Source organism: Rhodococcus sp. P14 (genome assembly GCF_000256505.1).
Taxonomy (GTDB): domain Bacteria; phylum Actinomycetota; class Actinomycetes; order Mycobacteriales; family Mycobacteriaceae; genus Rhodococcus; species Rhodococcus ruber.
Genome location: NZ_AJFC01000370.1, coordinates 1 through 25,717, shown reverse-complemented (window position 1 = coordinate 25,717; position 25,717 = coordinate 1). Strand labels below are relative to the sequence as shown.

The following is a 25,717-nucleotide window of genomic DNA, read 5'->3' as shown; positions in this document are numbered from 1 at the left end:
CCAGTGGCTGGAGCCGGAAACCGGGAAGGGCTTCGCGCAGCTGCTCGGTGTCGACAGCGCGGACGTACCCCTTGCTGGTGGTGCGGTGCTCGGCCGGGACGGCGTCGACCGCATCGACCATCAGCGCCAGCGACGAGCCGGGCATCGGTGTCGGAATGATCATCTCGAAGTGATTCTCGGCGCCGGGACCTTCGTTCCAGTTCCGGTGCGGCAGCCCGGCCGGGATGAAGACAAGCGTCTTGGGGCCGATCGCGTGGACCTCGTCGCCCAACTGCACCTGCATGTGACCATCGATCAGAAAGTACAGCTGATCGCTGAGGTGGTAGTGCAGTCCGGGCCCGCAGCCGTCCTCCTGGATGACGCTGTGAATTAGCAGCGCGGACTCGAGCCGCGAGACGAACTGTGCGCGGTATCCGGGAAATCCCGTATCGAAGGCCTGGGTGTCGTCGAACGGTCGGATGAATTGCATGGGTTTTCCTCGCCTTTCGTGGAGCGGTCGCCGGCCGCGTCGGCGACCGGGTCGGTCTCAGTGGTGGTGACGTGCGGAAGCGCTGAGCGATCACCACCGTTGGGTTTCGGCGATGCCGCTAGCGGCGCAGCAGGTCCTGCAGGGCGTGGGTGATCGATTCCTGCTCCGCGACACCATCAGCGCTCACTCGGGCGGCGATGTGTCCATCCGGCCTCACCAGCAGCGCCCCGGTGCCGGCGATCCCGGTCAACTCGACCCACCACGCCGGGATGGCGTCGTCGTCCCTGACCGGGACGACGCTGACCGGGCGGTCGCCGAAGTTCACGTCCGTCCAGGCGCCGGCGGGGCCGGTCAGCAATGTGAAGCCGTGGGGGTCGAGCAGGTCGAGGGTCGATCGAGGTTGTCCGCCGTTGCCATACCAGGCGTGCGGCATGCGATCGCCGGGTTCGGCTCTCGGCACGTAACCCTGCACTCCGGTGTGCGGTGCCGAGGTCTCTGCGTAGGTAAAACCGATCTGCAGGGCCAGGCTGTTGAGGCCGTCGCGCATGCCGTTGATGGCAGCGTCCCAGTCCTGCTGCGGTGCATCCTCACCGAGTTGAAACACCCGCAGCGCGGACCCGGCGTTGGCCAGGCTCTGGTGGGTGTTGATCTCGGCGACGCCGCGGCGTTCGGTGTCGTAGGTGTCGAGGAGTTCGGGTCCGGCGACTCCGTTGCGGACGGCAGCGATCTTCCAGGCCAGGTTGTGTGCGTCCTGGATGCCGGTGTTCAATCCCAGTCCGCCGCTGGGCGGGAATCGGTGCGCGGCGTCGCCGACCAGGAAGACCCTGCCGGCTCGGAAGGGGTCGGCGACCTGGGCGGTCATCACCCACGGAATCACGTGGCGGACCGTGATATCGACGTCGTCGGTGCCGAGCGCGTCGAAAACGATGTCCTTCGCCTCTGCGGCGGACGGGACGATCTCCGGAGCCATGAAGCTCAGGTAGACCCAGGTCTTGTCGATGTCGTAGGCGATCAGGATGCCGGGTAGTTTGGCGCCGACGGACCAGTAGAACATGCCGGGTTCGTCCCCGACGAGATCGCGCAGATCGCCCTCGAAGTGAATGGTCAGGCAGGGCTGGACGTCCGGCTGACCATGGAGACCGATACCGAGGCGCTGCCGCACTTCACTGTTGGCGCCGTCGCAGGCCAGGGTGTAGTCGCTCGAGAGCTCATAGGTCTGCCCGTCGTCGGTACTCACTGTTGCGACCGAGGTGTTCTTCTCGGCGACGAGGTCGCTCACCCGGTGCCCGACCCGAAGGTCGATCAGCGGTGAGCGCCCGACCTCGTCGAGCAGGATCCGTTCGAGCCGTGGCTGGGCGAGGTTGATGCGCGGGTGCGGGGTATGGGTGTCGTCGTGCTGCTCGAACGGCACGCCACCGAACCGCTTGCCGGTCGTCCGCCACCGGAAGTGCGACGCCGTGTCGTCTTCGGGGGCGGCGGCCTGCGCGATCATCTCGGATACGTCGAGGTCGAGCATGCGGTAGATCTCGAGCGAGCGCGGGTTGATCACGTGCGCCCGCGGGGCCTCCGATCGCTCGCTGCGCCGCTCGAGAACGATGCTCGGGACGTTCTGCTTCGCGAGCAGCAGCGCCGCGGTCAGTCCGACGGGGCCACCGCCCACGACGACAACAGGATCGCGGTCCTCGGGACGAGCAGGGTGGGTCATTGCGGTTCCTCTTCAAGAATGGAGTGGACGAAATTTCTTCCGGCGCTGGTGCACGCGAAATGGGGAGCCGACGGGGCGGTCAGAGGTCGAGGACCAGCCGCGGGCACGCTGCCCGCGACACACAGATGAACATCGTGTCGTTGTCCGCCTGCTCCTCGGGCGAGAGGATGCTGTCGCGGTGGTCGACCTCGCCCTCGAGCACCGACACCTCGCAGGTACCACAGGTGCCCTCCTCGCAGGAGAAGGCCACCGAGGCCCCCACCCCGCGGACCGCGTCGAGGATGCTCTGGCCCGCGTGTACTTGCACACTGACGCCCGAGCTACGCAGTTCGACCTCGAAGCTGCCGTCCTGAGTGAGATTGGCGGACTCTTTCGGTGCGAAACGCTCGAGTCGCAGGGCCCCCTCCGGCCAGGTCTTGCACCGCTCTTCCACGGCGTCGAGGAGCGGGCCCGGACCGCAGCAGTAGATAAGTGTGTCGGCCCGAGGTTCTCCGAGGATGGTGTCGAGGTCGAGGAGCCCGACCTCGTCCTGCGGGTGCAGCTGTACCCGGTCGGCGTATGTGGTGGCCAGTTCGTCGGTGAACGCCATGGATTCGCGCGACCGGCCGCCGTAGTGCAGTTCCCATTCGGCGTTGCGGGCGGTATCCGACTGCAGCATGGCCAGGATGGGTGTGATCCCGATGCCCCCGGCGATGAAGATGTAGCGCGCGGCGGGGAGCAATTCGAAGTGGTTGCGCGGATGACTGACCGTGAGGTCGGTCTGCTCGAGCACGCTGGTGTGCACGTATTCGGAACCGCCACGGCTGTTCGGTTCCCGCAGGACCGCGATGCGCCAGCGAGACCGATCGTCGGGGTCGCCGCACAGCGAATACTGCCGGGTCAACCCATCCTTCAGGTGCAGATCGATGTGGGCGCCGGCGGACCATTTGGGTAGCTCGGTTCCATCCGGGGTCGCCAGCTCGAGGATCACCACATCGGAGGTCGCCTCCTGACGGCGGGCGACATTCAGGGTGAGTGGGGTGTCGATGGTGTTCATGGGGGCTTCTTTCGACGCGCCGACTGGGGGAAGTCGGAGCTCCACCGTGGTCATTCGGAGTCCAGGACGGCTCGAACCTCGAGCTTCGCGAATCCGCGCAGGAGGTTGTTCAACGCTCGTTCGGTGGTACCGAGTTCGAACCGCTTGACTCGGGGCACGAGTCGTTCGAGCAACAGCCGAATCTCCAGCCTGGCGAGGTTCATTCCGGCGCAGGCGTGCTCACCGGTTCCGAACGCGACGTGGTCGCTGGGCTTTCGTGTGACATCGAATGTTGTGGGGTCGGGGTATTTGCGTTCGTCGCGGTTCGCGGCACCGTAGAGGAGCATTACGCGTGCGCCGGCAGGAATCGTGACATCGTCGAGGGTGTGTTCGCGGGTGACCAGGCGGGTGAACCGCTGGATCGGGGATTCCAGTCGCAGGCCCTCGTTGATGGCATGACGGATCAGCGAGGGATTGGCGCGGACCTTGTCCCACTGCTCCGGGTGCGTGGCGAACAGCCAGATGAGGTTGCTCGCGCCGAGGATCGTCGTGTCCAATGACGGCGCGGTGTAGTCCATGACCATGAAGGGACATTTGTCCGCGGGGAGCTCACCGCGATCGGCCGCCGCGAACAGCGCTGCCGCCCAACCATTGGGGTCGAGGGTGCCCGGGTGCGCCTCGTTCAGGGCGAAGCCGACCATCTCCTGAGCCTTCGGAAGGGCGGCAGCGGTGCGGGCGTTCATCGGGCCCAGTGCGTCGAAACTCGCTGCAGCCCAAGTGAGCATCCGCTCGCGGCCGTAGTCGCCGAGGCCGACCAGCTTGGAGACGACGGTCAACGGCAGGTGCTGAGCCAGTTCGGTGACGACATCGAAGGTGCCCTTGTCGAGAACCCGGTCGACGACGGTGGCGGCCTCCTCCTTGAGGAACGGTTCGATCTCGCCCAGCCGATCCGCTTTCAGTGGCCGTTCGAGAACTTTCCGCATCACCTGGTGATCCGGGGGGTCGCTGCAGATCAGGACTCCCTCGGTGGCCTTGTTGAACTCGTCGCTCATTCCGACGCCCCGTGCCGAACTGAACACCTCCCACTCGATGCTCGCTTCCCGCAGGGGCGCGTACCGGGTGATCGCGTACACATCGTGCGCGGGAAGGTGGACGACCGGCCCCAGCTCTCGGAGCTCGTCGTACAGGGCGTAGGGCTCGAGCAGGGTGGAGTCGGTGAAGAGGTCGAGATCGGACACTGGGGGCTTTGACCGCACAGGCATGGGGGTCCTTTCTTTGGTGCAGTGACGCACCGGCCGCTTGGCCCTACCGCTCGCCGGTGGGGCTGACTGCTTACCGGCGAAGCAGCACGTCTCGGTGTGTGCACTGGGGTTCGCCCGGGGGCTGCTGAGCCTCACGAGCGGACTCGGTGATGGAGATCACTGTGGCATCGGGGGTCAGGGGGGAGCTATCCCCAAAGCGCAGTGCTGTCCACCTCACGCAGCTCATTTGGCGGAGACAGGGTGGGCCCCTCTGATTGGCAGCAAGGACGGCTCGACCTCGGGGCGGCGAGCGGATCTGGTCGGCGGGAAACGGATAGGGGTGCGCGAATCGGATAGCTGCGGCCGGGCGCCGTGGCGGAGGGTGATCAGCGTCACTGCAAGTCAGTGCCGGAGTTGCGTCGTTACTGATGTGCGCTACTCGGTCACGAATATCCAGGAGATGAACCCATGCCGACTGAGAACCCTGTACTCCTGCGTCCCGCTATCCCGCCCGAGGCGGAGATGGCGCGGTGGCGCGGTTTCGAGCCTGGGCAGACGGTTCTGCAGACCGGAACCACGTACTCGCCGAATGGACGGCGACTGACCTGCGACATCGTGTTCGAGCGCGATGTCGAGATCCCGCTGGCCGATGGGACGATCGTCTATGCGGACGTCTTTCGGCCCACCACGTCAGATCCGGTTCCCGCGATCCTCGCGTGGAGCCCGTACGGCAAGCAGGGGGGCTTCTTTCACCTCGATATGTTCCCCAACCGGGTGGGTGTGCCCGAGGAAGCCACCTCCGGACTCGAGAAGTGGGAAGGCCCCGATCCGGCCTACTGGTGCGCACACGGCTACGCCGTCGTCAACGTCGACCCCCGGGGGTGTTTCGAGTCCGGGGGCGACATCGAGTTCTTCAGCCCCCAGGAAGCCCGAGACGGCTTCGACGTCATCGAGTGGATCGCCGGACAGCAGTGGTGCGCCGATGCGGTGACCATGTCCGGCAACTCCTGGCTCGGGGCGTCCCAGTGGCTGATTGCGGCGACCCAGCCCCCGCACCTGGCGGCGATCGCTCCCTGGGAAGGATTTACCGACGCGTACCGCGACGTCTGCATGTGGGGCGGTATCCCGGACGAAGTCAACCCCGACAGCCTTGCCAATTTCGGCCGAAACAACGTCGAAGACATCGGGGCGATGATGAAGGCGCATCCTCTGATGGACGACTACTGGCGCAGCAAGATCGTCGACATCGAAGCGATCAACGTGCCGGTCTACGTGGTGGCCAGCTGGACGAACCCCTTCCATGTGCGCGGGACGCTCGACGCATTCACCCGGCTGGATGCAGACCGGAGTTGGCTGCGGGTGCACAACACACACGAGTGGCCCGACCTCTACCAGAACGAAGATGACCTGCTTCGGTTCTTCGATCACGTGACCAAGGGCATCGACAACGGCTGGCCTGAGACCCCCCGGGTTCGGCTGTCGGTACTCGACCCCGGAGGAACCGATATCGTCGACCGGCCGGAGACCGAGTATCCGCTGGCCCGTGCCGTGACCAAGGCCTACTACCTGGACGCAGCCTCGAGCACGCTCTCGGACGAGCTCCCCTCGTCTCCGGCGAGCACCTCGTACTCCGCCGAAGACGGAACGGCCGAGTTCCGGTACACGTTCACCGAGGACACCGAGCTGACCGGTGCCCTGAAGCTTCGAGTCTTCGTTGACACCACCGAAGGCGACGACCTCGATCTCTATGTCTACATTCGCAAACTGGACGCACAGGGTCGGCTCCAACTGACGGAGTTCGTGCCCGGAGCAGAAATGGTGGGCAATAAGGGGGCGCTGCGTGCCTCACATCGCGAGCTGGACACCCGCGCGTCGACGCCCTTGGCTCCTGTTCACACGCACGAACACGAACAACCACTTCACCCCGGTGAGATCGTCGCACTGGAGGTCCCCATCCGGCCCCTCGGAATGCTCTGGCACGCAGGAGAACAACTCCAGGTACTGCTGTCGTCGAAAAACCTCCAACCGGCCGAGCTTCACGTGGCCGGCAATCTCCCCGACACCCCCTTCAGCACCGGCGCCCCGGACACCACTCGCAGGGCGATCCGAGTGCATACCGGTGGTGAGTACGACTCGCATCTGCTTGTCAGCCATGTACCCCCGGCGACCGAGTCCAACTAACCACTGAGACGGGAGCGGCAGACCCACTGCAGCTTCACCCGGCCAATTGCATCACCGAGACCGCCCTGGCGTAACGGCTACCGAGCGTCAGGGCGAGCTCGACCTCCCGGGCGCCGTGGGCCGATTCTCGAATATCGCTGACAGTACGGGCATAGACCGCCGCCGCGTTCCGGCCGCCCCGACCCTATCGGCAGCCTTCCCCGGACCGGCTGGTCGTCAGTCCACTCCCTCGGAAGCTGTGAAACATCCACCCCCGTCCGTCTGGAAGGAACCTTCGATGAACAACAAACTCGATGCCTCCGCACCATTTCATCCATTGAGTGTGGAGGACCACGCAAACGCACCCGAACGGCTCGCACAGGCACGCGCGTGCCCCTTGTCGCAGCCGATGCCCAATGTCCGGGTCGTCGCCCGCGACCAGGATGCCCGCGAAGTCCTCACCGACACCGACCGGTTTTCCGCCAAAGGAAACTTCAATATCGAATCGGATGACCCTCCGGGGGGAATTCCGTTCATCACCATGATCGATGCGCCGGAACATACCGAACTGCGTGACCGCTTCATGCACTGGTTCGCGCCCCGGGAACTCCGCCGGCACGAGGCACGCATCCGCGGCATCGTGAGCGACGTGCTCGACGCCGTCGACTTCGACGAGCCCATCAAGTTCTACCGGCAGATCGCCCGGCAGATCCCTACCCGCACCGTGTACGCCTTCCTCGGGCTGCCCGAGGAAGACTGGGACCGGCTGCAGGACTTGGACGACGCCATCACCGAACATGTACCGAAGCCACTCGAGGCGCTGCCGGAGTTCTTCGAGCTGGCCGGCTACCTCGGTGAGCTCGTCGCCGCCCGGATGGCGCAAGAACCCACCGGTGCGGACATCATCGACGGTCTCGTCCACGCTCCGGAGGGGTACAGCCAGCTCGAGGTGCCCGAAATGATCACGCACATCTTGTCGTTCATCGCGGCGGGAACCGACTCCACCGCGATTCTGATGACGAATCTGCTCTACGAGCTCGTGCGTGAGCCGAAGCGATGGGAGGCGCTGCGCGCGTCACCGAAGTCGATCCCGGCAGCCATCGAAGAATCGCTGCGTGTGGACACTCCGATCCAGTACGTGATGCGAAAGGCCAAACAGGACACTGAGTTGGGAGGATGCCCGGTCCACGCCGGCGAGAAGCTCATCGTGAGCCTCCAATCCGCAAATTGGGATGAAGAATCGTGGGGCGCCGACGCCGGTGACTTCAACCTCGACCGGCGACCCAAACAAGCCCACGTCGGATTCGGGCACGGAAGCCACCAGTGCATCGGTGCCCCGCTGGCTCGACTCGAGGTGCGGCTGTTGTTCGAAGAACTGCTGCAGCGCGCGCCCCACCTGCACCTGTCTCCGGGCTTCTCCTGGGAACTCGAACCCAACCCCATCATTCGCCGGCCCCGCGAACTGGACCTCATCGCGCGCTGAAGCACCACCGAAACAGCGAAGGAGAACCTGTGAGTACGCCAGGAGGGACCGATTCGAGCGAACTGGAAAGAGTTGAGGTACCACTAGCGCGGTGTGGACCGAGCTGACCGCGGAATCTTCGCGCCCGCCCGACGTGGGCTGATGCTTGCCGAAGCACCCCAACCCGGTATGGGCGGGCGCGACAACAACGCGGGTATATTTCCGCCCTCACGCGACGACGCGTCAGCCGTCGACGGAGACGGAGTTGCCTTGTCCGACCGACCCCGCGATTCGCGGTGCTCCTGTGGACGCAGGGGCGGTCGGCCTCAACAGGTTTCCCGACGGCGTCACTGGAGCCGCTGGTTCGGAATCCGTATTCAGTCGATAGTGCTGGTCACAACGCGGAATCATGCCGAACGCATGGCCGGCCCACCGTGCCGCCTGCCGGCGGCCTCTCGCGTGGCCGACGGGGAAGCGCCGTGTCGGAGTCGGTAATCGCGTGCGAACCGTCCCAAATGCGTGAAGCCACTGGCAAGTGCCGCCTCGGTAACGGTCATCGACGAACTCTCCATCAGCAACTGATGCGCCCGATCGAGCCGGGCATCGCGGAGGAACGCCGACGGTGACCGTCCGTACCGGTTACGGAACCCCTCCTGCAAAGTTCGCAGACTCACGCCGTTCTGCTGGGCCAACTCCGCGAAGTCGACGGGCAGCTCCGGTGCGGCCTGTATGGCGTCGGCCACCATCGATGCCGTCCGGGATGCTCTTCCTTCGGAGGGACGACCCAGCTTGGTGCTGAAGGTGTGCGGCTGGGCAAGAAGCACCGACGATACAAGCAGGCGTTCGAGCTCTGCGCCAAGGTTCGGCGGCGGTGGGAAGCCCGAATCGATACTGTCGATCGTCTGCACAGCCAACTTGAGCGTTTCCGTCCATGTTGCCCCCTCAGGAGCGCGGAGGCCGAAGACGATGCGCCCGCCACCCCCTTCGCCGGTGAGTCGACCGTAGGCCTGCTCGACGGTGGAGGTGGGTACCTTGACGATCAGCTGTCGCGTCCCGGGAGCGAAGCGAACCCTGAGTTGGTCGGTCGGGGACAGCACGCAGGCTGATCCGGGTTTCGGCAAAGATACGACACCGAGATCGGATGAGAACTCCATCCCGCCCTGTAACAGCAGGTGCAGCGAGTAACAGTCGACCGGGTCTGAGGCCACGATATCGACCGAACTTCGATACGAGTGATAGGCCACCATCGAGTCGCCCAGCTCGACGGCGTGAAAAGCCCAGCCGAACGGATCTGCCGTCGCCGGACGAATGATGTGCGGGGACACAAGCTTCGAACCTTCACGTTGAGCAAGGCCTTCATCAGTGGTTCGGGTGATCACGTGTCGACTCAGTGGGCGGGTCGAGCGCCGAGGCACGGTGCCTGCCTGTGTGTCCATTACTCAAATCTCCTTGGCCGTCGCTTCGACGTCCGGTACCGCTTTCGGGCACGGCGGGTCCTGTGACGTGGGCAACAACTAGAGCTTGCCCGAAAGGAAAAAATGACGCAACCTTCACATAATTTGTTCGGTCTCGAAACCTCGACCGGGCATCACGCCGCATCGTCCAGTTGCCCGAATGGGGACAGCTGCGCAGGCCCGCGGATCCGAAAGTACTCGGCGCTCGGCGCGTCCGGTCTCACGCGCGGCACGTTATGGGCGTTTGTTGTCTGCGTCGGAGAACGCGCTGGCCCGGGCGGTGTGGCGGGTGGTCGAAGGGCTGGCGCCGTAACGACGGCGATAGTCCCGCGCGAAGCGGCCGAGGTGGGTGAATCCACTCGAGAAGGCTGCCTCGGTGACGCTGACCTGCGAATCCTGCACCAAGAGTCGGTGGGCCATGTCGAGCCGGCAGTCTCGCAGAAAGCCGGACGGCGACTGACCGTACTGGTGGCGGAAACCGTCCTGGAGCGATCTGAGGCTGATGCCGTGAGCGCGAGCAAGTTCCGAGAACTCCACCGTCTGGTGGGGCGCCGACTGAATCTCCTGAACGATCGAGGCAACAGCACGGGAGGCGCGGCTGGTCGCGGGCTGGGTAATGATCTCGCTGGCAGAATGCGGCTGCGCCAGCAGCAGCGACGAGACAATCATGCGCTCGAGCTCGCCGCCCAACTGTGGTGACGGTGGTGCCCCGGATCCGATCGCATCAATGGTGTGCACAGCCAGCTGTAAGTTACTCAGCCACGGCGACTGCGGCGCTGTCTGCAGGTCGAATACGACCTTGTTGCCGCCACCTTCGCCAGTGAGTTGTCCGAAGGACCTCTCGATCGTGGGGACCGGAATTCTGACGAATACCTGGTGGGTGCCGGGTGCGAAGCGCATCCGAAACTGCTCCGACGGGGACAGGACGCACGCTGAACCTTGTGCCGCCAGCCGGGTCGATCCGACGGCCGTCGAGACCTCTGCTTCTCCTCGCAGGAGCACCTGGAGCACGAAGAAATCGGTGGGTTGCGTCGCCACGACCTCCACGGCACCCCGGTACGAGTGGTACGCGAGCGTGGAATCACCGATCTTCACCGCGTGCAGGACCCACTCGAACGGCCCGGAACTGGTCCTCAGTAAATGCGGCGACGCGACCCGAGTGGCCGCATCCGTTGCCCGCTCTTCGTCGGTGGTGCGGACCATTACGTGGCGAGCCAAGGGAAGGGCGCTCGATGACGGGCGAGGCGCAATAACCGCAGAGTGCGAATGCTGCGCACCCGCTTCTATGCGATCGAATTGGGGCACGGTCCCTCCGGTACTCATGGAATTCCTCGAGCGTCATTGCGCGACGCGTGGAGCGTGTGATCTGGAGCACTACCAGTGTGCATTCAACCAAAAAATGAAACAAGCCTCACAAATATGCGCGGGTGTACCCCCGCTCAAGCCGCTGCGTGAAGCGGACAAACGCGCGCAGGGCGGATAGCGATGGTGGCCGGAGGGCCGCAGAGTGATCGGCATCACCATTACTGAGGAGGGTTTATGTCAACCATCGATTCGGCTCCCGCGTCCCCCGGTGCGGTCGCACCGACCGCGAGCGGTTCGAACGGCGGCAGCAACCAGGCGACCGCGGCGGCAGCCGAGATTCGATTCCGGCCCGGGTCCCCGCCGGAGAGCACCGAGTTCTGGCCGGGGATCAAGCGCCAGACGGTCGAGGACGGATCCCTCATCATCGAGCGTGATGTTCCGGTCACGATGAGGGACGGCGTCGACCTCCTTGTCGACGTGTACCGACCCGCCGGCGTCACCACAAGTTTGCCCACCCTGATGTCCTGGGCTCCCTATGGCAAACATGGCAACGTCAGATGGGATTCGCCCCTCTTCGCGGCCTACGACCTGGGCTTCGATCCAAGCACCCTCTCGAAGCACACCTGGTTCGAGTATCCCGACCCCGAATGGTGGTGCGCACGCGGCTACGCGGTCGTCTTCGCGGACATGCGCGGAACATGGGGCTCCGGCGGCGATGCAACCTACTGGACCTCCCAAGAGGCCAACGACGGCCACGACACGGTCGAGTGGTGCGCCGCCCAGCCGTGGAGCAACGGCAAGGTCGGACTCAGCGGCTGCTCCTACCTGGCCATATCCCAGTGGAACATCGCAGCAACTCAACCGCCCCACCTTGCCGCCATCAACCCGTGGGAAGGGGTCACAGACATCTATCGCGAACTCGCCTTCCACGGCGGGATCCCGGAAACGAACTTCCTCGGGGTCTGGCAGATCCTGGCAGGCTTCTCTCAGAACCAGGTCGAGGACGTCACGGCCGCGGCCGCGGCCCACCCCCTCCTCGACGACTACTGGGCGGCCAAGGGCCCCGATCTGGAGAAGATCACGGTGCCGGCGTTCGTCGCCGCCAGCTGGTCGGACCACGGACTGCACACCAGGGGAACGCTCGAGGGATACCGGCGTATCTCCTCCTCGGACAAGTGGCTTCTCGTGCACGGCGGAAAGAAGTGGGCCGCTCAATACTCGGCCGAGAACCTCGATCGTCAGCTCGCATTCTTCGATCGGTTCCTCAAGGGTGTCGAGCACAACGAGGTCGACGAATGGCCGGCAGTGACCCTCCAGGTTCGTGAGGGCCTCGACGGCGGAACCTTCCGCGACGAAAACGAGTGGCCGCTGCAGCGAACCCGATACGAACAGCTGTTTTTGACCTCGGACGGGACCCTCAGCGACCAGCTGCCCACAACCGCGGGAGTCACCAGCTACGACAGTGAGTCCGGCCGCGCCACGTTCGACATCACCTTCGACAAGGCGACCGAACTCACCGGCTACATGTCACTGCGGTTGTGGCTGGTCGCCGACGACGCGTCCGATGCCGACCTCTTCGTCGCCATCGAGAAACTCGACGCCGCCGGTAACGAGGTGCCCTTCCACTTCTTCTCGGTGCAAGAGGACGGACATGCCGCCCTCGGCTGGCTCCGAGCATCACATCGCGAACTCGACCAAGACCGGTCGACGCCCGAGCAGCCGGTCCACACGCACCGGTCGATCGAGCCCCTGCCGACCGCGGAACCCGTTGCCCTCGACATCGAGATCTGGCCGTCAAGCACCGTATTCGCTGCCGGCGAGACGCTCCGCCTGGTCGTCCAGGGACGTGACCTCAACTCCTACCCGGCCATGACGCCGACCTTCGCACACGACCAGACGGTCAACAGTGGTACCCACACCATCCACAGCGGTGGGAAGTTCGACAGCCACCTGTTGGTGCCCGTGATCCCAGAGTGAATGCGAGGACCTGCATCGGGTAGTGGGGCCACCCGATGCAGGTCCGGTATCTCGGAAAATTCACCGGTCTCGGTCCGGACTCGACACCGAGCGAACGGGTCCGTCTCGCAAAGACGAAGTCGTAGAGCACCCCGGTCACGGGGAGTGGTTCTGCGGCCGGAACGGGACTCGATCGATACGCCGACACGACCAGCACCACGGCACAGACAACCGACAAACTTCGCAGGATCTGCAGCGATGTTCAGCCCCGAGGACAACGCGGAAAAGGCTAGGAGCCGTTATGACCACCACCCACTCGACACCCTTCGATCATCGTGACAGCACGGTGTCCCCAGGCGACGTCCGAGCCGCATACGAGGACATGCGTGAGAAATGTCCTGTCGCCCACAGCGACCGATACGGCGGTTTCGACTTCATCAGCCGCTACACCGATGTGAAACAAGCACTCGGTGAATCCGACAAGTTCTCCTCGGCCGAAGGCGTAACGATCCCGGCCAGCGGACTGCCACCCACGGCCGCATTGGAATTCGACGAACCCGAGCACTCCGCCTGGCGTGATGTGCTCAACAAACCACTCACCCTGAAAGCCGTCAAGGCTTTCGAGCCCACCCTCATCGAGATCGCCGATCTCCTGATCGACGAGTTCGCCCAGGACGGAACGGCAGACCTGGTCCGCCAGTTCACGCAACCGATGCCGGCGATCGTCGTCGGCAGAATGGTGGGCCTCGACCAGGCGCTGTCGGTCGAAGCCCTCCACATCGCAGACCGGCTGTTCGCGAGCATCGGCACCGCAGAGTTCGAGGGAAACTTCATCGAGTTCGCCAACTTCACGAACAAACAGCTCGAGGACCGCCGCACTTCGCCTCGTGACGACTTTCTCTCCCAGATCGCCAGTGGTGTCGTCGAGGGCATGCAACTCGACGACACTGCCGCAACCGGACTCCTGGCCGCTTATCTCATCGGTGGGCACCACTCGACCACCTCTGGGCTCAGCGGGCTGATTCACCACGCCCTGACCATCGATGGTCTGAAAGACACACTCGTGAACCAGCCGTCGATGCTTCCCCGGGCGATCGAGGAGAGCCTGCGCCTGACCACACCGCTGCAACTCTTCGCACGCACCACGCGCTGTCCGGTCACCGTCGCTGACCAGGAACTTCCGGAAGGTGAACGCGTGCTGCTCAACCTCGCCGCCGCCAACCGTGATCCGAGGCAGTTCGAGCAGCCTCAACAGTTCGATCTGGACCGGAGCCGCAATCCGCACCTGGCCTTCGGATCAGGAATTCACGTCTGCCAGGGCCAGCACCTCGCCCGCGCCGAATTGCGAGTTGCCTTCACCCGCCTGCTGGACCGACTGCCCGATATCAGGTTGCAGGGATCTGCCATCGAAACTGGTCTCATCGGGGGCTCCCTGATGACCACGCAGTCACTGCCCGTCGTCTTCACACCGGAGGCGCCAGCCGGGCTTGGCTGACCGACGAGATAGCCACACGCGCGTCCGCTGATGGTGGAATGGGACGGCGAGGGCACCGGCCGAGGGCACTGAAGGGCCCTCGGCCGCGCAGCCGTCGCCGGACCAGGCTGCGAGGTGCTGCTGACTCGACGACGGCACTTCCTCGAAACCTCTAGGAATCAGCCACTTTCGGTGTAAGACAGGCGCGAAGGTGCCAATAAATAAATGTTGCGTCACTTTTAACAATGACGGTACGCTGCCGGTAACCCGGCACCCATCAGGACCGTGCCGAGACGACGAGGGAGAGCAGCGTGAGTAGGGCCAACAGCTCCGGTGACGTCCGATTCCAGCGGGAAGGGGCGGTCGGAATCATCACGCTGAATCGTCCCGAGGCGATGAACGCAGTCGACGCCGAAATGTCTGCGGCGGTCGGCGATGTCCTCACCGCACTCGAGGCCGATCCCGCGTTGCGGGTGGGTGTCATCACAGGCGCCGGACGCGCGTTCTGCGCGGGGGCGGATCTGAAGAACCTGGCGCAGGACGGTTCGTTCTTCGCGCCCGACCACCCGGAGTGGGGATTCGCCGGCTTGACGCAGCGGTACGTCGCCAAGCCTCTGGTCGCGGCAGTCAACGGTGTCGCTCTCGGAGGCGGAGCCGAGATCATCCTGGCGTGCGATCTCGCCGTGATGAGCTCCGAGGCGCGGGTGGGGCTTCCCGAGGTCAAACACGGGTTGATCGCCGGCGCCGGCGGTCTCCTGCGACTTCCCGACCAGGTGCCGCCGAAAGTCGCCGCGTCCATGGCGCTCACCGGCGAGCCACTGGATGCCGAGACCGCCTTGCGCTGGGGACTGGTCAATGCGGTGGTGCCGCACGACCAAGTGCTTGCCGAAGCGCTCCGCCTCGCCGCAGCGGTTGCCCGTAATGCGCCACTAGCAGTCGAGACCAGCAAACGCGTGATGGCACATCGCCGTAACCACGGATCCGACTGGAGCGAACCGATGTGGGCCATGAACGATGACGCCCTAGCGGCAATCCTGGCGAGCAACGACGCAGCAGAAGGGACACGGGCTTTCGCCGAAAGCCGTGCACCGATCTGGAGTGGGAACTGAGTAACCCGGGGCCGCTGGCACCGTCCACGTCAGGAAACGACGTGCGAGATACGGCGTCGGCGGCCCCAGATCAGGAAGGCACGCTTCAGGGAAAGCGATCCTCGCAGTTCTAGCCGTGGACACCATGTCCTGCCTACCGCTCAGGGCGACAATGCACACACCCCCGACACAACCCATCCCGCCTGGAGAAACCGCCATGACCGTCCTCGCCGCCAACCACTCCCAGCTGAGCCCCTTGCGCTTCCTGGAGCGCTCGGCGTCGGTGTTCCCCGACCGCACCGCGATCATCCACGGCGACCGCCGCTACACCTACCGCGAATTCGGTGACGAGGTGCAGCATCTCGCGAAGGTGCTCGCGTCGCGGATCGAGCCCGGCGACCGCGTCGCCTACCTGTCCCCGAACACTCCCGAGCTGTTGATGGCACATTTCGCCGTCCCACTCGCGGGTGGAGTGCTCATCGCGTTGAATTCCCGGCTCGCGCCCGCCGAACTCGAATACATCCTCGACCACTCGGGTGCCTCGATCTTGTTCGTCGACTCCGAGTTCCTCACCTCCGCCGCGACCATCACCACGGCGGTGCCATCGGTAACGGAGATCGTCGAGATCCCCGACTCCACGATCACAATCGAGCACCCGGTCACCGGCGTCGCCACCACCACCTACGCGGACCTGCTCGCCGCCGACATCACCGCCGCGCCGCTGCCCTGGGTGGTTGCCGACGAGCTCACCCCGATCGCGATCAACTACACGTCCGGCACCACCGGAAAACCCAAGGGTGTCATGTACTCCCATCGCGGCGCCTACCTGAACTCGGTCGGGGAGACCTTCCACAACGGGTTCACCGGCGACACGAAGTACCTGTGGACACTGCCGATGTTCCACTGCAACGGCTGGTGCACGCCGTGGGCCGTCACCGCGGCCGGTGGCACCCACGTGTGCCTGCGCGCGGTCCGCGCGGAACCGATCTGGGAAGCCATCGACACCCTCGGCATCACCAACCTGTGCGGCGCCCCCACCGTCTGCTCGACCATTGCCGACGCGGCGCAGGCACACCCGCTGACGACGCCGCTGCGCATCACCACCGCGGGTGCACCACCGTCCCCGACGATCATCGGCAAACTCGAGGCCCTCGGCGTGGCGGTTATCCACGTGTACGGGCTGACCGAGGTGTACGGGCCGTACACGATCTGCGAGCCGCAGGAGTCGTGGGCCGGGCTGGATCCCGCCGAGCGAGCCGTGCTGATTTCCCGGCAGGGTGTCGGGATGCTGCAGGCCGAGACCGCCCGCGTGGTGGACCCGCAGATGAACGATGTGCCCGCCGACGGGGTCAGTCTCGGCGAGATCGTGCTGCGTGGCAACAATGTGATGCTGGGCTACTACCGGGACGAGGAGGCCACCGCAAAGGCCTTCGCCGGCGGTTGGTTCCACACCGGAGACCTCGGCGTCATGCACCCCGACGGATACATCCAGCTCAAAGACCGTGCGAAGGACATCATCATCTCCGGCGGCGAGAACATTTCCACCGTTGAGGTCGAGCAGGCGATCGTCGCGCACCCCGCGGTCGCGGACGTCGCGGTCGTCGGCGTCCCAGACGACAAGTGGGGCGAGCGTCCGAAGGCGTTCGTGCTGGTCCGGCCGGGGTCGGAGGTGAGCGCCGAGGAGCTGATCGCGCATACGCGGGGTCTGCTCGCCGGGTATAAGATCCCTCGGGACATCGTGTTCGCGTCGGACCTGCCGCGCACCTCGACAGGAAAAGTCCGCAAGAACGAGCTGCGGGCGGCCGACAGCCTAGTTGGCAGCACGAAGCAGAACATCCCCGGATAACGTGACGGGCCCGGGTTTCTCAGGATCCCGGGGCGTGCGGGGACGAGCCTTCGATCTGCTTGACATATCAGCGCATATCGGCCGTCCCGCACCGGTCTCAGCCCGGGGACACACCGGACAGCGGACCCCGCCTCCGGAGCACCGCACGAGCATCGCTGCCCTGCAACACATGACCGACCCGCGCGTCGCCCACCGGGGCGGAGACCTCGACCCAATCCGCACCGAGCCGATGCGGAGCCCGGACCTGCCGAGCCGGTCCACACCTCCAGGTCGGAAACCGCATCCCGTGCGGCAACAGTCGGGCCTCGGCCGGTGAAGTACCGTGGCCGGTTCCGCCAGCGGGTTCATAGTCCGGCACGTGCAGAACCGGACTCACATCGCTGTCAGATCAATCCCAGCCTGATCCGGAGAGTCGGCGGACAGATCCACATGGTCGAGCACGGTGCCATGCTCGTCGAGGAGCGCATAACGTCCGGGCAGCAGTCCCGCGAACACGAATCGCCCGTCGTCGATCGTACGAACATGCCGGTCGATGCGCTGTTCGCACGCATCGATCCCCGTCAACAGCACCCGGGTACCCGGGTGGAACGTTCCGCTGATCCGCCCGCTGGCCCCGGCAGCGACGGTGCCGCCCTCGGCGCCTCCAGCAGGCCAGGTCGGTGCGCCGTCCGGTGGAGCGCAGATCGTGAGAGGCCGATGCAACCACTGCACCTGATCCACCACCTCACCGTCGCGGTGCAGCTGAGCGGTCATCATTCGGGTACCGTCTTCGCGATCATGCACTGGCCCCACGAGCCGGTGTTCTGCCCCGGCATCGAGTGTGCCGAGTTCGCACACGAGCACAGATCTCGTCAACACCGGGACACGAGCAGCGGATGCTTCGTCTTCGACGTTCAGTACCTGGTCGACGACCGAGGAGCCGGGCATGCATCCGTCCGGGATCGTGGTCATCGCCACAGCGGTCCCAGACACGACCGTCAACGTGAAGACACCCGGTGCGGGCACCCGGACCGTGGCGTTGTATTCCGACAAGTGCGGTGACGCCTCGAACGACACTGCCCGCATCTGCCCCGTGACCGATCCCGATGCTGATGCTGATGCCGTCAGTGATGACAACACCGCGACCGCAACCGCACACACGACTGTCACGACACACTTCATTCCGCGCACACACGTCTCCCGTCGTCCACCGACAACCGCTCGTCAGGCAACGAAATTGCCCCTCACGTGGAGTGTCGAGAAATAGTCAAATCCTGTGGATCTGACGCTGTCGACGTCACCTGAAGATTGGTTCTTCCCGCTGGCGTATGGAATCAGGAATCCTCGGATACGTCCGTAGTGGAACTATGGGCAAGGGGGTCGCCGAAGAAGTCACTGCGAGCCTGTGCGAACAACTCGGGGTAGTCCATCCCGTAGGTCTGCGCGGTGTGCCGCAGCGCCTCGATCGCCGACTCGAGCGGGGTGGCCTCGGCATACATACTCCGTGCGTACGCGTGCATCGCCTCGTACTGCTGAACGAGCTCCGCACTCGCAGGTAACCCGGATACGAGGGTGAGCCGGATCCGCGGATCGGCATCGATCCGATTGCGGGCACGAGTGCTGGCGATGAAATCCGGATGCGCGGGATATCCGGCATCCATCTCGGCGAGCCGTTGGCGGAACCATGGGGACTGCACGAGTCCGGCGCGTTCCCACGCCCGGTGCACGCACCAGCGCGCGAAGGCGCGTTGCCGATTGTCGTCGAGTGCTTCGACCCGGTCGATGAGGTCCCGATCGAGTCCGGCCACGTGCCGGGCGGCATAGATCGCGTCGAGGGCCGGCGTGAGCGGCCTCCCGCCGAAGGTGTGCAATTCGGCGCGCACAGCCAGCGCTTCGCGGCTCTGCGGCGGCACCGTGATTACCGCCCCCGATTCGTCCCGGATATAGACGTACTGCCGGGATGGTTCCGGGCGGTCGACCTGTGGCTGGGTTGACCATGTGGTGTCGGTCTTACGGAGTGTTCGTACCTGCGCATCCGTGGTGCGGGTGGTGGTGGGCCACAGGCAGATCAGATAGTCCTCGACGATATCGTCGACGTCGAGACCGTAATGAGTGTCGCGGCCACGCGCGTGTGCCCGCACCTGATAGGCGCCCGCCGGTACCGGAGCGATGGTGGTGCAGACGGTGCCATCGAGGGCGGAGACGACCATGGCCTCCGTCGCGGACAGGGTGGTTTCCTCGATGACCTCCCAGTCGTCCTGCGGAGGATCGGTCGGAGGCCGATCGAGCAGCTCGACACGCACGCGGACCGGGCCGTAGGCGATGCCGGTATAGAACGAGACGGCCCCGTCGCCGACATCGATCAACGTGCCGTGCGCGAGCGGATCGAGGGTGTCGATCTGCGGGTCGCCGAAACTGAACTGGTGATGGTCGACCTGGACCACGCCGCCGGACTGCACCGGACGATCATCCCGTATCGGACCCGTACCTGCCATGGTCGGCAGGCTAGCAAGACAGATCCGTCAGGCGACCTCGGACACCGGCGTGTCCGGCGACGGTTCGGGGGTGATGTCGATGGGACGTTCGAGGAGTTTGCCCTTGTGAAACAACGCACCGGCCCGAACCAACGCCACCAACTGCGGTGCGTTGACCGCCCGCCACCGCGACTGCGCGGACTCGATCAGCTTGTAGGCCATCGCCATGCCTGCTGCTCGCGAGCCCGGTCCCTTCGTCACCCTGGTCCGAAGCCGCACTGTCGCGAAGGTCGATTCGATCGGGTTCGTCGTGCGCAGATGCACCCAATGCTCGGCCGGATACCGGAAATACTCGAGCAGCACATCGGCGTCGTCGACGATCTTCTCGACCGCCTTCGGATACTTCGCGCCGTAGTCCCGTTCGAACGCCGCAATCGCCAGATGTGCCTTGTCGATGTCCTCGGCCCCGATGATCTCCTTCATCGCCGCCAACGCACCCGGATGCGTCGACTTCGGCAATGCAGCAAGAACATTGGACTGTTTGTGGAACCAGCAGCGCTGCTCCCGGGTCTCGGGAAACACCTCCCGCAGCGCCGACCAGAACCCCAACGCGCCGTCCCCGACCGCGAGCACCGGGGCCCGCATCCCGCGACGGCGGCAGTCCCGCAGCAGATCGGCCCAGGATTCGGTGGATTCACGGTAGCCGTCGGCCAGGGCGACGAGTTCCTTGCGTCCGTCGGCCCGGACCCCGAGCATGACCAGCAGGCACAGTTTCTCCTGCTCGAGCCGAACTTTGACGTGGATGCCGTCGACCCACAGATACACATAGTCGACCTGCGAGAGATCCCGCTGGGCGAATGCTTTCGCCTCGTCCTGCCACTGGGAGGTCAGCCGGGTGATCGAGGCCGGCGACAGGCAGGCGCCGCTGCCGAGGAACTGCTCGAGCGCAGGTCCGAAGTCGCTGGTCGACAGGCCGTGCAGGTACAGCAACGGCAGCACCTCGGACACCTGCGTGGATTTGCGGGCCCAGGCCGGCAGGATCGATGAGGCAAACTTCTTGCGCTCACCGGTATCGGGATCGATCCGCTTGTCGTTGACCCGCGGCGCCTTCACCGACACCGCACCGGCGGCGGTCATCACGTCGCGTTCTGTGTGGTAGCCGTTGCGCACCACCAACCGGTGGCCGTTGTCGTCGACCTCACCGGCGTGCCGGGCGATGTAATCGGCGACCTCGGCCTGCAATGCTGCGGCGAGCATCTTCCGGGCGCCGTCGCGGACGATCTCGTCGAGCAACGAGCGCGACGAACCTGCCGCGTCGCCCGTCTCGTTCGGGTCCTGGCCTTCGTGTACTACCGTGAGCACGGGCGTGCCTTCCCGCCAGCGCGCGAACGCTGGTCTTGATCAGAATTCCGATTCCTTGCAGATCATCTTCCGGAAGGTGCGCCCTCCCGGGATCCACAGGTTCTGATCATTGCTCCCTGGTCTTGCTGGGAATCGTGATGTGCGTTGTGGGGATTGCGGTGTTGATATTCCGGCGCCGCAGCCGGACGGGCTTCGTTGTGTCGTGCGCGGTGCCGGCGGTGTTGGCATTGGTGGTGGCGCCGTCTGTGGTTCTGCTCGCTCCGGTCCTTGTCGCTGTGGCGGGAGCGTTGGCGGCGGTAATTGTGCTCACTGTGATGGGACCACGATCAGCTAATCCGTTGCCACACTGAGCGGGCGGCACGCGCCGGCTGGGTGCTTGTCGTCTAGTCCGTGCGCACTGTTCTACGCCGCTCAACCGCCATACGGGTTGCCATCGCGCACAGGGACAGGACCATGATCCCCAATGCCGGATAGATCACCAGGGATGGTCCCCATCCGGGCTTGCCCACAACGTGCTCCCCGGTGTCGACGTCGGTGCCCTGGCACTGGTGCCCGATGGGCCACCAGACCCGCACGTCCTCGAGTTCTCCGGGAGGTGGGATCTCCCAGTCGGGTGGGCGGTACCCGAACTGTTCCGGAAAGGCCTCACGGCAGTCGGTGGTGTTCGCCCACTGGTATTCGGAGACGAACCAGGTCCCGAGAGCCACAAGCAGCCCGATCGCCGCGGTGCCCGCGAACAATTTCACAAGGCGGTGGTTCGACCGAAAGCCCACGAGGGCAATCGCCACGAGCGCGATCAACCCGAGTACCCATGGCGTCATACCGATGAGGGTGCCAGAAAGACCGTGTCCTGGTGCGCACGACGTCGGCGAACCCGCGGACGCCGGTATCTGGGGAACGTGTCAGGTTTCGGTGTCACGGTCGCGGCGCAGACAGTCAAGCGTTGGACCAGGTGTCGTTATGGTCGTCGCGTACCCAGTCGATGATCTCGCCATCGGTGTGGACATCATCGGTGAGCCAGAAGGTTTCGTCGGGTGCCCATCCCGCGATCACCGACGCCGCATCGTCGTCGACGTCGATGGCGGTGCCTGCTGCGGCGAGATAGCCGGCGACGGTCAGGTGCACTCCTCCGTACCTCTCGGCGACGGCCTGCCAGTCGGGCAGAACCCACCGTCCGTCGCGGTCGGTGGTGCGGTACCAGTCGTGACGTTTCTGCGCAGTGACCTCGAGCGGAAACCGCCGGCACAGCTGCGCCCACTCGCCGAGGCCGTGGATTTCGAACACCTCGACCGTGTCAGGAACGAGGTGTCGCCGCGCCCCGGCATGGTTGTCGCCTCCGGAGTCCTCAACGAACCACAAGCATGCGGGTGAGCCGTCGACCAGTGCCCGTGTGGAGCACGGGACACCGAGCGGCGCCGACCACCACACCCCGGACCACTGGGCTGTCGGATCGGTGGAGCGTTCCCGCGCGGCTCGCTGTTCCTCGGCGACGACCTTCTCCCGCCAGGTAGTAAGCGCGCGCCCGACCGGAGGGACACAGGTGTGTTGCTCGGTCCAGCCCAGGGACCACTGTGCGTCCCGCCTGATGTCGGTGGTCCACCACCGGGCGTGCTCCGATCCGGCGAGGTGCTCGGCGACGCGGCGCAGGTGCGGGCGCATCGGTTCGGCCGCAGCAAGAACGTCGTCGCCGTCGGGTGGCTGCCAGTACCGGGCGGAGTCGGTGGTGGCGGCGAGCACGGCGCGCACGTCCTTTTCCGTCACGTCCGGCAGCGGCACGTTCGCCAGCCGTCGCGCTACCTCGTCGGGGGAGAAGGTCGGGAGGGCTCGGTCGGCGCCGGGCCGTAGAGCACACCTGCGCTTCCGCGCGCCACGTCGATGCGGTAGGTGGCGTAGAAGACGCTTGAGGAGAACGAGTCGTGCGTATGCCCCTCGCGGGCACGGTCGTCGGCGAGCTGCGCATATTCGAGGAGTAGACGACGACCGCGCGGACCGGCCAGCAGCGCCTCGGTCAGATCCGCCGGCATGTCCGAGGTCGTGGTCATGGCGTCCAGTAGAGCATTACCGCCACGGCTGGCGTGCCAGTCGCCGCTGGCCCCATCCTGCCCGGGACCGTCCCGCAGTACGACAGCAGGTCGTGGGGACGTCGTGGAGGGGAACGACGTCGGCAGTGATGGCGCTCATGGACTCACTCTCCCATCGGCCACTGACAAGGAAGATGGCCTCGTCTGCGAGAGGGCAGGACCGCGTCAGGTGTGTACGAGCAGGCCTGCGTGACCAACGAAGCACCCTGCAGCAATACCGATACAGGTTGGTAGGCGACGCGTACGAGCGTGCCGAAGTACACCTGCTAGCGGACATGCCAACCTCCCTGTAGACGGACACGTTCGTCCCTGCTGACGGACAGCTGATCTCCCTGTCGATGGACACAGGGGCCGGCGGTGTGTCGGTCCTGAACCAGACGCCCCTCCGGGGTTTTGCTCGAGGTCTTCGACCACCACCGAGCGACTCCCACCGGAGGGACGCATGAAGAAGTCTGACAGGGACATCATGGAAATACTCGAGGCCTACGACACCACCGGCAACGCGCACTCCGCAGCGCAACTGGCCGGCGTCGATCCGAAAACCGTCCGACGCTACGTTGCCGCCCGGGACGCGGGGATGCCGGTGACCGGCCCGTCGCGACGACCCCGCATCATCGACGAGCACCTACCCCAGATCGAGCAATGGGTCGAGCGCAGCAAAGGCAAGGTCCGCGCCGACATCGTCCACGAACGCCTCCTCGCCCTCGGCTTCGACGGCACCGAACGCACCACCCGACGCGCCGTCGCCGAGGCGAAAGCAGCATGGCAGGCCGGACACCGCCGCACCTACCGACCCTGGATCACCGAACCGGGACTGTGGATGCAATTCGACTGGGGTCAGGGCCCGAAAGTGCCCGGCCCGGGCGGGATCCTGCGTTCGACGCTGTTGTTCTGCGCCTGGCTGGCGTGGTCACGCTACCGGGTGGTGATCCCCGTATGGGACCAGAGTTTGCCGACATTGATCGCGTGCCTCGACGCCACGCTGCGTCGCTTCGGTGGGGCACCGACCTACGCGTTGACCGACAACCCCCGCACCGTGAGCATCGATCACGTCGCCGGGATCCCGGTGCGGCACCCGCAGATCGTCGAGACCGGCCGGCACTACGGCATGGCCGTGCACACCTGCGTGCCCTTCGACCCGGAATCGAAGGGCGGCAGCGAAGCAACCGTCAAGATCGCCAAAGCGGACCTGGTGCCGACGGACGCGAACCTGCTGCCGGACTACGCCTCGTTCGCCGACCTCGAGGCCGCCTGCGACCGGTTCTGCGCCACCGTCAATGCCCGTCGGCACCGCGAAAGCGCCCGCATCCCCACCGAGGCGCTGGCAGAGGAACGCGTCCGCCTGCACACCCTGCCGTCGACCCCGCACACCCTGGCGTTGGGCACCACCCGCAGCGTCGGCACCGATCAGACGATCCGGTTCGGGTCGGTGCGCTATTCGACCCCGCCCGGCCTGGTCGGCGCCGAAGTGTGGGTGCGGGCCGCCGGCACCGACCTGGTGATCGTCGCCGACCTGTCGGCGCTGCCCCGGATCCCCGACTGGGCCGGTGACCGACGCGGGTTGAGTGAGGTTGCGCGGCATCGTCTTTCGACACCGGGGAATCCGAGTATCGATCCGGCGCATTACCCGGACCACCCGCAGCAGCCCGGTGGGGCACCCCGCCCACCGACGCCGAAGGCTCGCAGCGCCGCCGAGGCCCGGTTCCTCGAGGTGGGGTCCGGCGCGCACACCTGGCTGGTCGCCGCGTCCGCGGCCGGGGCGGTTCGGATCCGGGCGAAGATGGCCGCCGCGGTCGAGTTGGCCGCGTTCGTCGGCGCCGACACCGTCGATGCGGCGTTGGCGGTCGCGGCCGAGGCGGGCCGGTTCGCCGAGTCGGATCTGCCGGCGATCGTCGCGCACCACACCGCCACCACCGGCGACGCCGGGGTGGTCGTCGCCGACGAGGCCCATTCGGTCCAGCCCGGCACCGCCGCCTGGGCCGGATTCGGCACCACCACAGCGGCGGGAGCGAGCTGATGAACCACCAGCCTGCGCCGGCATTGCCGGACGATCTGGTCGCCGTACTCAAACGGATGCGCCTGCCCTATCTACGCGCTGCCGCCCCGGAGGTGCTGGCCACCGCGAAGGCCCAGCGGTGGGATCCGACCGAGGTCCTCAAGGTGCTGCTCGACGAGGAGGTCCGCGGCCGCGACGAGGCAACGAAGGCGATGCGCCGCAAGAGCGCCGGATTACCGGCCGGGAAAACGTTTTCCTCGTGGCGCGAGGCGGATTCGTCGATCCCGGCCCCTACCCAAAGCTCCCTGGCGACCCTCGAATGGGTGCACCGCGCCGAGAACCTCGCGGTCAGCGGGCCGTCGGGGACCGGCAAGACCCACTTCGTCGAGGCGCTCGCCCATGCGGTGATCGACGCCGGGATGCGGGTGTCGTGGTTCACCCTCGAGTCGTTGACCGCAGCGATCGGACGCGCCGCGGTCGACGGGTCGATCGCCAAGACCATCACCCGCATCACCCGCGCCGAGTTGATCGTCGTCGACGACATCGGGATGTTGCCGTCCGGGCAGGCCGCCGCCGAGGCGTTCTATCGCCTCGTCGATGCCGCCTACGAGCGGCGCAGCCTGGCGGTGACCAGCAACCTCCACCCGTCC

At 65.6% G+C, this 25,717-nt stretch carries 20 protein-coding genes; 8 read left to right on the top strand and 12 right to left on the bottom strand.

The window, feature by feature from the left end; genetic code table 11:
* From OEY_RS29180 to OEY_RS0125820, 4 genes are all read right to left on the bottom strand, one after another.
* Nucleotides 1–469, bottom strand: a 469-nt coding sequence (locus OEY_RS29180) for a cupin domain-containing protein (protein WP_010596632.1), incomplete at its 3' end; no start/stop codon positions are given.
* A 118-nt stretch (nt 470–587) separates the two neighbouring features.
* On the bottom strand, nt 588–2,174 hold the full coding sequence (locus tag OEY_RS0125830) for an FAD-dependent monooxygenase (RefSeq protein WP_010596631.1): 1,587 nt from the start codon (nt 2,172–2,174) through the stop codon (nt 588–590).
* Between the two features lie 79 nt (nt 2,175–2,253).
* A complete protein-coding gene (locus OEY_RS0125825) occupies nt 2,254–3,210 on the bottom strand; it encodes a PDR/VanB family oxidoreductase (protein WP_010596630.1) in 957 nt (318 codons plus the stop codon).
* Nucleotides 3,211–3,260: 50 nt separating this feature from the next.
* The gene (locus tag OEY_RS0125820; RefSeq protein ID WP_029540235.1) at nt 3,261–4,451 is read right to left on the bottom strand and encodes a cytochrome P450; all 1,191 of its coding nucleotides are present in this window, start codon (nt 4,449–4,451) and stop codon (nt 3,261–3,263) included.
* 447 nt (nt 4,452–4,898) lie between these two features.
* Between OEY_RS0125820 and OEY_RS29175 the strand changes: the two genes are divergently transcribed.
* Together OEY_RS29175 and OEY_RS0125810 are read left to right on the top strand one after the other, a co-directional pair.
* Nucleotides 4,899–6,611 carry a CocE/NonD family hydrolase gene (locus OEY_RS29175; RefSeq protein ID WP_099528108.1) on the top strand — a complete coding sequence of 571 codons (1,713 nt, stop codon included), beginning with the start codon at nt 4,899–4,901 and terminating at the stop codon, nt 6,609–6,611.
* A gap of 277 nt (nt 6,612–6,888) precedes the next feature.
* Nucleotides 6,889–8,073 (top strand): cytochrome P450, encoded by a 1,185-nt coding sequence (locus OEY_RS0125810; protein ID WP_010596627.1) that lies wholly within the window; start codon nt 6,889–6,891, stop codon nt 8,071–8,073.
* Between the two features lie 386 nt (nt 8,074–8,459).
* Here OEY_RS0125810 and OEY_RS29515 read toward each other — a convergent pair whose 3' ends face one another.
* Complete coding sequence (locus OEY_RS29515; RefSeq protein WP_237713795.1) at nt 8,460–9,431, bottom strand: AraC family transcriptional regulator; 972 nt, start codon at nt 9,429–9,431, stop codon at nt 8,460–8,462.
* 309 nt (nt 9,432–9,740) lie between these two features.
* The gene (locus tag OEY_RS0125800; protein WP_010596625.1) at nt 9,741–10,709 is read right to left on the bottom strand and encodes an AraC family transcriptional regulator; all 969 of its coding nucleotides are present in this window, start codon (nt 10,707–10,709) and stop codon (nt 9,741–9,743) included.
* 336 nt (nt 10,710–11,045) lie between these two features.
* Between OEY_RS0125800 and OEY_RS29165 the strand changes: the two genes are divergently transcribed.
* From OEY_RS29165 to OEY_RS0125775, 4 genes are all read left to right on the top strand, one after another.
* On the top strand, nt 11,046–12,788 hold the full coding sequence (locus OEY_RS29165) for a CocE/NonD family hydrolase (RefSeq protein ID WP_010596624.1): 1,743 nt from the start codon (nt 11,046–11,048) through the stop codon (nt 12,786–12,788).
* A gap of 280 nt (nt 12,789–13,068) precedes the next feature.
* Entirely contained in the window at nt 13,069–14,262 is a 1,194-nt protein-coding gene (locus tag OEY_RS0125785) for a cytochrome P450 (protein ID WP_010596623.1), read from the top strand.
* Nucleotides 14,263–14,552: 290 nt separating this feature from the next.
* Entirely contained in the window at nt 14,553–15,350 is a 798-nt protein-coding gene (locus OEY_RS0125780; RefSeq protein WP_010596622.1) for a crotonase/enoyl-CoA hydratase family protein, read from the top strand.
* A 196-nt stretch (nt 15,351–15,546) separates the two neighbouring features.
* Nucleotides 15,547–17,175, top strand: coding sequence for a long-chain-fatty-acid--CoA ligase (locus tag OEY_RS0125775; protein ID WP_010596621.1), 1,629 nt, complete (start codon nt 15,547–15,549; stop codon nt 17,173–17,175).
* Between the two features lie 372 nt (nt 17,176–17,547).
* Here the strand turns inward: OEY_RS0125775 and OEY_RS29510 are convergent, their stop codons facing one another.
* The 6 genes from OEY_RS29510 to OEY_RS29145 all read right to left on the bottom strand — a co-directional run bounded on the left by OEY_RS29510 (nt 17,548) and on the right by OEY_RS29145 (nt 23,032).
* Nucleotides 17,548–18,126, bottom strand: coding sequence for a hypothetical protein (locus OEY_RS29510; RefSeq protein ID WP_157180023.1), 579 nt, complete (start codon nt 18,124–18,126; stop codon nt 17,548–17,550).
* A gap of 362 nt (nt 18,127–18,488) precedes the next feature.
* Complete coding sequence (locus OEY_RS29505) at nt 18,489–19,613, bottom strand: hypothetical protein (protein WP_010596619.1); 1,125 nt, start codon at nt 19,611–19,613, stop codon at nt 18,489–18,491.
* 63 nt (nt 19,614–19,676) lie between these two features.
* Nucleotides 19,677–20,990: an IS256 family transposase gene (locus tag OEY_RS0125760; protein WP_010596618.1), complete on the bottom strand. Its 1,314-nt coding sequence runs from the start codon at nt 20,988–20,990 to the stop codon at nt 19,677–19,679.
* A gap of 383 nt (nt 20,991–21,373) precedes the next feature.
* A complete protein-coding gene (locus tag OEY_RS0125755; RefSeq protein WP_010596617.1) occupies nt 21,374–21,811 on the bottom strand; it encodes a hypothetical protein in 438 nt (145 codons plus the stop codon).
* A gap of 115 nt (nt 21,812–21,926) precedes the next feature.
* Nucleotides 21,927–22,751 carry a hypothetical protein gene (locus OEY_RS29150; RefSeq protein WP_157180022.1) on the bottom strand — a complete coding sequence of 275 codons (825 nt, stop codon included), beginning with the start codon at nt 22,749–22,751 and terminating at the stop codon, nt 21,927–21,929.
* 32 nt (nt 22,752–22,783) lie between these two features.
* The gene (locus OEY_RS29145) at nt 22,784–23,032 is read right to left on the bottom strand and encodes a hypothetical protein (protein WP_010596615.1); all 249 of its coding nucleotides are present in this window, start codon (nt 23,030–23,032) and stop codon (nt 22,784–22,786) included.
* 481 nt (nt 23,033–23,513) lie between these two features.
* Here OEY_RS29145 and istA point away from each other — a divergent pair, with 481 nt between their 5' ends.
* The gene (istA, locus tag OEY_RS0125745; protein WP_337460026.1) at nt 23,514–25,088 is read left to right on the top strand and encodes an IS21 family transposase; all 1,575 of its coding nucleotides are present in this window, start codon (nt 23,514–23,516) and stop codon (nt 25,086–25,088) included.
* Nucleotides 25,088–25,717 (top strand): ATP-binding protein (locus OEY_RS0125740; protein ID WP_010596613.1); only part of this gene is annotated, 630 nt, incomplete at its 3' end. The genes istA and OEY_RS0125740, both read left to right, overlap by 1 nt.

Bases quoted from the DNA above. Each gene is read 5' to 3' on its own strand.
- OEY_RS0125825 (WP_010596630.1), bottom strand. From the start codon at position 3,210: ATGAACACCATCGACACCCCACTCACCCTGAATGTCGCCCGCCGTCAG.
- OEY_RS0125755 (WP_010596617.1), bottom strand. From the start codon at position 21,811: ATGACGCCATGGGTACTCGGGTTGATCGCGCTCGTGGCGATTGCCCTC.
- OEY_RS29145 (WP_010596615.1), bottom strand. From the start codon at position 23,032: ATGACCACGACCTCGGACATGCCGGCGGATCTGACCGAGGCGCTGCTG.
- OEY_RS29510 (WP_157180023.1), bottom strand. From the start codon at position 18,126: ATGACCACGATCCCGGACGGATGCATGCCCGGCTCCTCGGTCGTCGAC.
- OEY_RS0125820 (WP_029540235.1), bottom strand. From the start codon at position 4,451: ATGCCTGTGCGGTCAAAGCCCCCAGTGTCCGATCTCGACCTCTTCACC.
- OEY_RS0125775 (WP_010596621.1), top strand. From the start codon at position 15,547: ATGACCGTCCTCGCCGCCAACCACTCCCAGCTGAGCCCCTTGCGCTTC.
- OEY_RS29175 (WP_099528108.1), top strand. From the start codon at position 4,899: ATGCCGACTGAGAACCCTGTACTCCTGCGTCCCGCTATCCCGCCCGAG.
- istA (WP_337460026.1), top strand. From the start codon at position 23,514: ATGAAGAAGTCTGACAGGGACATCATGGAAATACTCGAGGCCTACGAC.
- OEY_RS0125810 (WP_010596627.1), top strand. From the start codon at position 6,889: ATGAACAACAAACTCGATGCCTCCGCACCATTTCATCCATTGAGTGTG.
- OEY_RS29165 (WP_010596624.1), top strand. From the start codon at position 11,046: ATGTCAACCATCGATTCGGCTCCCGCGTCCCCCGGTGCGGTCGCACCG.
- OEY_RS0125800 (WP_010596625.1), bottom strand. From the start codon at position 10,709: ATGGTCCGCACCACCGACGAAGAGCGGGCAACGGATGCGGCCACTCGG.
- OEY_RS0125830 (WP_010596631.1), bottom strand. From the start codon at position 2,174: ATGACCCACCCTGCTCGTCCCGAGGACCGCGATCCTGTTGTCGTCGTG.
- OEY_RS0125785 (WP_010596623.1), top strand. From the start codon at position 13,069: ATGACCACCACCCACTCGACACCCTTCGATCATCGTGACAGCACGGTG.